This is a genomic window from Mycobacterium sp. NPDC003449, from assembly GCF_053588415.1.
The window spans coordinates 1-9,229 of the sequence record NZ_JBSFPX010000247.1; the positions used below are offsets into that span (position 1 = coordinate 1).

General features: G+C 68.6%; 5 protein-coding genes. 3 read left to right on the forward strand and 2 right to left on the reverse strand.

Annotation, left to right across the window (positions count from 1 at the left end; translation table 11 throughout):
- Positions 1–206 precede the first annotated feature (206 nt).
- Positions 207–956 (forward strand): 2-keto-4-pentenoate hydratase, encoded by a 750-nt coding sequence (locus ACWDTP_RS35055; protein WP_450027823.1) that lies wholly within the window; start codon positions 207–209, stop codon positions 954–956.
- Between the two features lie 110 nt (positions 957–1,066).
- On the opposite strand, the gene ACWDTP_RS35060 is transcribed toward ACWDTP_RS35055, so the two are convergent.
- Both ACWDTP_RS35060 and ACWDTP_RS35065 read right to left on the reverse strand, forming a co-directional pair.
- Positions 1,067–4,795 (reverse strand): multifunctional oxoglutarate decarboxylase/oxoglutarate dehydrogenase thiamine pyrophosphate-binding subunit/dihydrolipoyllysine-residue succinyltransferase subunit, encoded by a 3,729-nt coding sequence (locus ACWDTP_RS35060; protein ID WP_450027824.1) that lies wholly within the window; start codon positions 4,793–4,795, stop codon positions 1,067–1,069.
- A gap of 177 nt (positions 4,796–4,972) precedes the next feature.
- Positions 4,973–5,725 carry a hypothetical protein gene (locus ACWDTP_RS35065; RefSeq protein ID WP_450027825.1) on the reverse strand — a complete coding sequence of 251 codons (753 nt, stop codon included), beginning with the start codon at positions 5,723–5,725 and terminating at the stop codon, positions 4,973–4,975.
- A 174-nt stretch (positions 5,726–5,899) separates the two neighbouring features.
- Between ACWDTP_RS35065 and ACWDTP_RS35070 the strand changes: the two genes are divergently transcribed.
- Both ACWDTP_RS35070 and ACWDTP_RS35075 read left to right on the forward strand, forming a co-directional pair.
- Positions 5,900–7,186, forward strand: a complete 1,287-nt coding sequence (locus ACWDTP_RS35070) for a multidrug effflux MFS transporter (RefSeq protein ID WP_450027826.1) — start codon at positions 5,900–5,902, stop codon at positions 7,184–7,186.
- Between the two features lie 81 nt (positions 7,187–7,267).
- Positions 7,268–9,160: an MFS transporter gene (locus ACWDTP_RS35075; protein WP_450027827.1), complete on the forward strand. Its 1,893-nt coding sequence runs from the start codon at positions 7,268–7,270 to the stop codon at positions 9,158–9,160.
- The last annotated feature ends 69 nt before the right edge of the window (positions 9,161–9,229 follow it).

The following is a 9,229-nucleotide window of genomic DNA, read 5'->3' on the forward strand; positions in this document are numbered from 1 at the left end:
TGTTCCGACCTGGCCGAAGTCGCTGCGGTGCTGTCGGGCCGGCTCGAGTGCGAAGCGCACCCACCACGCCTGAACCTTCGCGATCCGCATCCATCTCCTCCATCGCTGACGAGGGCCCCTTTTCCCGATTCGATCACATGGCGACCAATCTGGTCAACCAGATAGGATGACCAGATTGATGTGGCAATTTCTACTTAGGATGAGACGTGAGCGATCACCGCGAGCCGTACGACCACCTCGCCGCCCGGCTGTACCGGGCTCATGAAACCGGCGAACGCCTGTCGCCGGCTACCCCCGGCGACCTGGCGGCCGGCTACCGATGCCAGGACGCGTTGCGCGGGCACTGGTTCTCCGCCGGCGCCCGGCACGCGGGGTGGAAAATTGGGCTCACCTCGCGAAACGCCCAGCGGGACAAGGCTGTAACGCATCCGGTCAGCGGCTTCCTCGTCGAGCCGCTGATCGTGACCGCCCTGCCCAACGGGCTGTGCGCGCCGCGTGCTGAGCTGGAGATCGCTTTCATTCTGGGTGCCGACCTGCCCGACCGGGCCACGGCGGAGCAGGTGCGGGCGGCCGTCGAGCGGCTGCACCTCGCGATCGAGGTGGTGGACAGCCGTTGGGACGGCGGCGCCCCGGATGCCGCGACGTTGGTGGCCGACAACGTCAGCCACGCCGCGGTCCTGCTGGGTACCGACCTTGCGGCCGGCGCCGATCTGACCGCCTTGACCGCCACGCTGACCTGCGGTGAGAAGGTTTCAGACGGTGGCAGCGATCAGGTGCTCGGCGATCCCGCCAACGCCGTCGCCTGGCTCAGTGCCGACCTCGCGACGCGGGGTCAGCGGCTGCGGCGAGGCGACCTGATCATGAGCGGCACGCTGTGCCCCCCGATCCCGATCTCACCCGGGCTCCCGCTGACAGGGCGGGTGGACGGGGTGGGGGAGATGGTGGCGAACACCTGAACTTCGGCGTCGTGATGCGAACACCGCGTTGAGATCGACGAAAAGGTCGCTGTCAGCGTGCGACAGCGACCTTTTCGTCGAATTCGAGGATCGGAACAGGAAGCCCTGACTCAGCCGAAGGCCTCGTCGATGATCTCCTGCTGTTCGACGGCGTGCACCTTCGACGAACCCGAGGACGGGGCGCTCATGGCCCGCCGCGAAATCCGCTTGATGCCGACGAAGTAATCCGGCAGCACCTCGGGCAGGGTGAGGCCCAGCGACGGCCAGGCGCCCTGGTTGGCCGGCTCCTCCTGCACCCAGAACTTCTCGGTGGCGTTCGGGTACAGGTCCAGGGTCTCGGCCAGGCGCCGCCTGGGCAGCGGGGCCAGCTGCTCGAGCCGCACGATCGCCACGTCGTCGCGCTTGTCCTTGGCTTTGCGCGCGGCCAGGTCGTAGTAGAGCTTGCCGCTGCACAGCAGCACCCGACGGACCTTGCTCCGCTCGCCCTCGCCGTCGGTGTACAACGGCTCCTCCAGCACCGAGCGGAACTTGTTCTCGGTGAAGTCCCGGATGTCGGAGACCGCGGCCTTGTTGCGCAGCATCGACTTCGGGGTGGCCACGATCAGCGGACGCTGGATGCCGTCCAGGCCGTGGCGGCGCAGCAGGTGGAAGTAGTTGGCCGGGGTGGACGGCACCGCGATGGTCATCGACCCCTCGGCCCACAGCTGCAGGAACCGCTCGATGCGTGCCGAGGTGTGGTCGGGACCCTGGCCCTCGTGGCCGTGCGGCAGCAGCAGCACCACGTCGGAGAGCTGGCCCCACTTGGCCTCACCGGAGGAGATGAACTCGTCGATGATCGACTGCGCGCCGTTGACGAAGTCGCCGAACTGGGCCTCCCACAGCACCATGGCGTCCGGGTTGCCCACCGAGTAGCCGTATTCGAAGCCCACCGCGGCGTATTCCGACAGCGCCGAGTTGTAGACCAGGAACTTGCCGCCGGTCGGGGTGCCGTCGGTGTTGGTGGCCAACAACTGCAGCGGGGTGAACTCCTCGCCGGTCTTGCGGTCGACGATCACCGAGTGCCGCTGGGTGAAGGTGCCGCGCTGGGTGTCCTGGCCGCTCAACCGCACCAGCTTGCCTTCGGCGATCATCGTGCCAAGGGCCAGCAGTTCGGCGAAGGCCCAGTCGATCTTGCCCTCGTAGGCCATCTCGCGGCGCTTCTCCAGCACCGGCTTGACCCGCGGGTGCACGGTGAAGCCGTCCGGCAGCGCCAGGTGCGCATCGCCGATGCGGGCCAGCAGCGACTTGTCGACCGCGGTGGCCAGCCGCTGCGGGATCTGCTGGTCGGACTCGACCGATTCGCTCGGCTCGGCGGCGTGCTTCTCCAGTTCGCGGACCTCGTTGAACACCCGCTCCAGCTGACCCTGGTAGTCGCGAAGGGCGTCCTCGGCCTCTTTCATCGAGATGTCACCACGGCCGATCAGGGCTTCGGTGTAGGCCTTACGCGAACCGCGCTTGGTGTCGATGACGTCGTACATGTAGGGCTGGGTCATCGACGGGTCGTCGCCCTCGTTGTGCCCGCGGCGGCGGTAGCACAGCATGTCGATGACGACGTCCTTCTTGAACTCCTGACGGAAGTCCATGGCCAGGCGCGCCACCCAGGCGCAGGCCTCGGGATCGTCTCCGTTGACGTGGAAGATCGGCGCACCGATCATCTTGGCGACATCGGTGCAGTACTCGCTGGAACGGGAATCCGTTGGCGCCGTGGTGAATCCGATCTGGTTGTTCACCACGATGTGGATCGTGCCGCCGGTCCGGTAACCGTTGAGCAGGGCCAGGTTCAGCGTCTCGGCGACCACACCCTGACCGGCGAACGCGGCGTCGCCGTGCAGCATCAGCGGAACCACCGAGAAACGCTGTGAGCCATCGGCCTCCTCGCCGACGTTGAGCAGGTCCTGCTTGGCCCGCACCAGGCCCTCCAGCACCGGGTCGACGGCCTCCAGATGCGACGGGTTGGCCGTGAGTGAGACCTCGATGTCGTTGTCGCCGAACATCTGGATATAGGTTCCGGTGGCGCCCAGGTGGTACTTCACATCGCCGGATCCGTGCGCCTGGGACGGATTCAGGTTGCCCTCGAACTCGGTGAAGATCTGGCTGTAGGGCTTGCCGACGATATTGGCCAGCACGTTGAGCCGGCCCCGGTGCGGCATGCCGATGACCACCTCGTCGAGCGCGTGCTCGGCGGCCTGATCGATCGCGGCGTCCATCATCGGGATGACGGTCTCCGCGCCCTCCAGTGAGAATCGCTTCTGCCCAACGTATTTGGTCTGCAGGAAGGTCTCGAAGGCCTCGGCTGCGTTGAGTTTGGACAGAATGTACTTCTGTTCGGCGACCGTGGGCTTGTCGTGTTTGATCTCGATGCGTTCCTGCAGCCACTTCTGCTGCTCGGGTTCGAGGATGTGGGTGTACTCGACACCGATGTGGCGGCAGTACGCGTCACGCAGCACCGACAGCACATCGCGCAGCTTCATGTACTGCTTGCCGGCGAACCCGTCGACCTTGAACTCGCGGTCCAGGTCCCACAACGTCAGGCCGTGGGTGAGCACATCGAGGTCGGGGTGGCTGCGGAAACGGGTCTTGTCCAGCCGCAGCGGGTCGATGTCGGCCATCAGGTGGCCGCGGTTGCGGTAGGCCGCGATCAGCTCGATGATCCTGGCGTTCTTGTCGAAGATCGTGTCCGGGTTGTCGGTGCGCCAGCGCACCGGCTCGTAGGGGATGCCCAGCTCACGGAAGATCTCGTCGAAGAACTCGTCGTCGAGCAGCAACTGGTGGATGGTGCGCAGGAAGTCACCCGATTCCGCGCCCTGGATGATCCGGTGGTCGTAGGTCGAGGTCAAGGTGATGAGCTTGCCGACGCCCAGCTCGGCGATGCGCTCGTCGCTGGCGCCCTGGAACTCGGCCGGGTACTCCATGGCCCCGGCGCCGATGATCGCGCCCTGCCCCGCCATCAGTCGCGGCACCGAGTGCACGGTGCCGATGGTGCCGGGGTTGGTCAGCGAGATGGTCACGCCGGAGAAGTCCTCGGCGGTCAGTTTGCCGTCCCTGGCGCGCCGCACGATGTCCTCGTAGGCCGCGATGAACTGGCCGAAAGCCATTGTCTCGCAACGCTTGATCGCGGCCACCACGAGCGAGCGACTGCCGTTCTTGCCGGGCAGGTCGATCGCGAGGCCGAGATTGGTGTGCGCCGGGGTGACCGCGTTCGGCTTACCGTCGACCTCGGCGAAGTGCCGGTTCATGTTCGGGAATTTCTTGACCGCCTGCACGATGGCGTACCCGAGCAGGTGGGTGAAGCTGATCTTGCCGCCGCGGGTGCGCTTGAGGTGGTTGTTGATGACGACGCGGTTGTCGATCATCGCCTTGGCCGGGATGGCGCGCACGCTGGTGGCGGTCGGCACCTCCAGCGAGGCGTTCATGTTCTTGACCACGGCCGCCGCGGCGCCCCGCAGGACCTGGGTCTCGTCGTCGGAGGCGGCGGAGGTCTGGGCCGCGGCCGGCTTGGCGGCGGGTTTCGCGGCGGCCTTGGCCTCGGGCGCGGGCTTGGCGGCGGGCTTGGCGGCGGGCTTGGCCTCAGGCGCGGGCTTGGCCGCCGGGGCGGGTGTTGCCGGTTCGGCCGGCGCCGCCGGGGCGGGGGCGGTGGACTGACCGTTTGCGGCGGTGCTGTCGGCGGCTGGTTCGGGGGAGTAGTCGACGAGGAACTCGTGCCAACTGGGATCCACCGAAGAGGGATCCTCGCGGAACTTGCGATACATCTCCTCGACCAACCACTCGTTCTGTCCGAATGGTGAAGGTGAACTGCTCACGGCTGGCACTCGCCTCGATTCTTCGTTCCCGGCAAGCCGTGGCAATGACGCTCGCCGCTTGTGTTCTCCTGTGGGCGGTCGACCCCGCACGACCGCCGCATAAAGGCTATCCCTTTTCCGCGCGCGCCGAGAACGGCACCACCGTTACGGGTTGCGGGCCGACGGATCCGCGCACCCTCAAGGCTGAGCGGACGGCAGCACATGCAACGTTGCAGGCCACCGCGGCGGGGGTGCGCCGAACGCCGCACGGGCGTTGGCGACGATCTTGCGACCCATCAGCCGGTTGCCGACCCCGCCGACGACGGCGCCGATGCCGACCGGCAGCAACTTGCCGAATGCCATCGCGCCGCGCTTGAGCGTATACCTCTTGACGAAGTACTTGAGCAGCCGGGAGTTGAGTTGGGACACCGCGGGCAGCGGCAGCGTCGCGGCCCCGTCGGACAGCCACGCCCCGCTGGTGCGACCGGAGCCGAGCAGGTCACCGATGGCGTGCTTGCTGTCGTCGCCGACCAGGACCGAAAGCACCAGCGCACGGCGCCGCTCCCGGTGGTCGGCGGGTATGCCGTGCACCTCGGCGACCGCGAGCACGAACACCGAGGTGGCCTCCAGGAACACCACCGTCTCGCCGGCCACCGCCGACAGTGCGGCCAGGGTGCCGATGCCGGGGAAGGCCGCGGCCGAGCCGACCGCGGCGCCACTGGCCATCACCGCGGCTTTGTAGTGGTTCTCCAGTCTGGTGATGATCTCGGCGGGGGTGGCGTCGGGTTGGTGGCTGCGCAACCGGTCGACATAGGCCCGCACCGCCGGGGCCTGAACTCGCGAACTGCGTTCGATGACGGCCGAAAGGACCTTGGCGGCGGTGCTTGGATCGTCGGCGTCGGCGGGACCGTCGACGGTCGCCGGCAACCGGCTCTTGGACCGAGCGTGCACTATCGGGCCTCCCCACGTGTGAACCCAACGGTTGACTGTCCAGGCTAACGTCTCGCCCGAACACGCAGATAACGAACGACGACCCAGGCCTGGTGCCCGACAGTGATGGCCGTCACGACCGCGCTTCGGTGCGCTGCGGGAACAAAATATTGATATGCGGGGCTAACAAGAATCATGGCATCATCGCCCGACGTGGACCAGAAGACGACCGCGGGCAGGCCGAGCCGGATCAGGATGATCCTGGTGCTGGGTGCCCTGATCGCGCTCGGCCCGCTCACCATCGACATGTACCTGCCCGCGCTGCCGAAAATCGGCGAGGAACTTTCGATCTCGTCGTCGGTCGCGCAGCTGACCCTCACCGGCACCCTGGCCGGGCTGGCGCTCGGCCAGTTGATCATCGGCCCGCTGTCGGACTCGCTGGGCCGCCGCCGCCCGTTGATGGCCGGCATCGTGCTGCACATCCTGGCGTCGGTGCTGTGCGTGCTGGCCCCCGACATCGTCGTGCTCGGCCTGGCCCGCCTGCTGCAGGGCATGGGCGCGGCCGCCGCCGCGGTGGTGGCCGTCGCCGTGGTCGGTGACCTGTTCGCCGGCTCGGCCGCCGCCACGGTGATGTCGCGGCTCATGCTGGTCCTCGGGGTGGCGCCGGTGCTGGCGCCGTCGCTGGGGGCCGCGGTGCTGCTGCGCGGATCGTGGCACTGGGTGTTCGTGGCGCTCGTGGTACTGGCCGGCGGCCTGCTGCTGATGGCCGTCCTGGCGTTGCCGGAGACGCTGCCGGCGGCGCATCGCCGTCCGCTTCGGGTGCGCGGCATCATCGGCACCTACGGCGAGCTGCTGCGCGATTCGCGGTTCGTCATCCTGGTGCTCGTCGCCGCGCTGGGGATGTCGGGGCTGTTCGCCTACATCTCGGCGGCACCGTTCGTGCTGCAGGGCCGGTTCGGCCTCGATCAGCAGGCGTTCGCGCTGGTGTTCGCCGCGGGCGCGATCGCCTTGATCGGGTCCACCCAGTTCAACGTGGTGCTGCTGCGCCGGTACACCCCGCAGGCCATCACGCTGGCCGCACTGTCCGCGGCCTCGGTGGCGTGCCTGGTGTTCGTCGGGCTGACCGTCGCGCAGTTCGGCGGGCTGCTCGGTTTCCTGCTGCCGGTGCTGGCGATCCTGGCCGCGATGGGTCTGGTGATCCCCAATGCGCCCGCGCTGGCGCTGTCGCGCCATCCCGACGCGGCGGGCACCGCGGCCGCGTTGTTGGGGGCCGCCCAGTTCGGGATCGGAGCGGCGGTGGCGCCGCTGGTCGGTGCCCTCGGAAACGGGGCGCTGGCGCTGTCCGGGGTGATGACGGCGGGCATGCTGATCGCCCTCACGGCGCTGCTGATCGTGGGCGGGCGCTCCGGCGACGAGGCCGGCGAACCCGAACCCGCAGCTGACGGAGTCTTTCCCGACGTGGTCGCCGAACCGGCGGCCTGACCGGCCCCGGACTTGTCCGGACCCCGGCGGGTCCGTAGCGTCGGCTGAGCGCCGCAAACGGGCGCATCCACTTGATCTGTCATGTTGCCTACGCTGAAAACCCGGACCGAGGACCACAACCCGTGGCACGCGTTGTGGGCCATGATGGTCGGTTTTTTCATGATTCTGGTCGACGCGACGATCGTGGCCGTCGCGAATCCGACCATCATGGAGCGGCTGGGCGCCGACTACGACGGTGTCATCTGGGTGACCAGCGCCTACCTGCTGGCCTACGCGGTCCCGCTGCTGGTGGCGGGCCGGCTCGGGGACATGTATGGACCCAAGTATCTCTACCTGGCCGGGTTGGCCGTATTCACCGCGGCGTCGCTGTGGTGCGGGCTGGCCGGCAGCATCGAGACGCTGATCGCGGCGCGGGTGGTCCAGGGCATCGGCGCGGCGATGCTGACCCCACAGACGTTGTCGACGATCACCCGGATCTTCCCGCCCGAGCGGCGCGGCGTCGCGATGAGCATCTGGGGGGCCACCGCGGGGGTCGCGACGCTGGTCGGCCCGCTGGCCGGCGGGCTGTTGGTCGGCAGCCTGGGCTGGCAGTGGATCTTCTTCGTCAACGTGCCGATCGGCATCCTCGGCCTCGGGCTGGCGGCGTGGCTGGTGCCCGACCTGCCGACCCGTCGCCACGATCTCGACGTCATCGGCGTCGTGCTGTCCGGTGTGGGCATGTTCCTGATCGTGTTCGCCCTGCAGGAGGGGCAGTCGCGGCACTGGGCGCCGTGGGTGTGGGGTACCGCCGCGCTGGGCGTCGGGGTGATGGCCGGGTTCGTGTTCTGGCAGTCGGTCAACACCCGGGAACCGTTGATCCCGCTGCGGATCTTCGCCGACCGCGACTTCAGCCTGGCCAACATCGGCGTCGCCACAATCGGTTTCGCGGTGACCGCGATGATCCTGCCGCTGATGTTCTACGCCCAGACCGTATGCGGGCTCTCGCCGATCCGGTCGGCGTTGCTGACCGCGCCGACGGCGATCGCGAGCGGGCTGCTGGCCCCGGTCGTCGGGCGCATCGTCGACCGGGTCCACCCGACCCCGGTGATCGGTTTCGGCTTCTCGGCCATGGCGATCGGGCTGACCTGGCTGGCCTTCGAGATGACTCCGGCCACCCCGATCTGGCGGCTGCTGTTACCGCAGGCGGTCATGGGCGTCGGCATGGCGTTCATCTGGTCGCCGCTGGCCGCGACCGCCACCCGCAACCTGCCCCCGGATCTGGCCGGGGCCGGATCGGGGGTGTACAACGCCACCCGTCAGGTCGGGTCGGTGCTCGGCAGCGCGGGCATAGCGGCGTACATGACGTCGCGGATCGGTGCCGAGCTGCCCGGCGCGCCCGCCGCGCCGCCGGGCGGTGAGGGGATGGCGGCCGCGCTGCCGGATTTCCTGCACGCGCCGTTCTCGGCGGCGATGTCGCAGGCGATGCTGCTGCCCGCGTTCGTCGCGCTGTTCGGTGTGGTGGCCGCGATGTTCCTGCTCGGCTTCGCCCGCGCACCCGGCCCGGCCGAGCCCGACGAGGACGACGGCGAGGCCCAGACCGATGCCATGCGGGTCGTCGGGGAGGAGGCCAACCGGTTCCTGCCTGCCTACCCCGACGACGACGAGTACGTCGAATACACCCTGGTGACCGAGGATCTCGACCCGCCCCGACCGGTGGCCGTCGCCGCCCCGGGCAACGCCGACGACGTGACCGAGCCGCTGCCACCCGCGCCGGCCGCTGAACCGGAGGACCGCTGGCAGCAGATCCTCGACGAGCTGATGGGCGACGCCCCGGCCGGTGACCGGGAAGAACCGATCGGCCATGCGCACAACGGGTTTCACGTCGACCACCAGGGCCACTTCCGCAAGCTCAACGGCAGGCACTACGGGACCGACGGGGGCGACCCCGACGACAACCCGTCCTACGGCAGGCATTCCCGCCCCGGCGACGACTGAGACGGCGCGGTGAGCGCCAGGAAGGCGCCGAGGTCGATCAGCCCGTCGGGCTGGCCGGGTAGGTAGTCG

Excerpts from the sequence above, each read along its gene's own strand:
- ACWDTP_RS35070 (WP_450027826.1), top strand. The coding sequence starts at position 5,900 with ATGGCATCATCGCCCGACGTGGACCAGAAGACGACCGCGGGCAGGCCG.
- ACWDTP_RS35075 (WP_450027827.1), top strand. The coding sequence starts at position 7,268 with ATGTTGCCTACGCTGAAAACCCGGACCGAGGACCACAACCCGTGGCAC.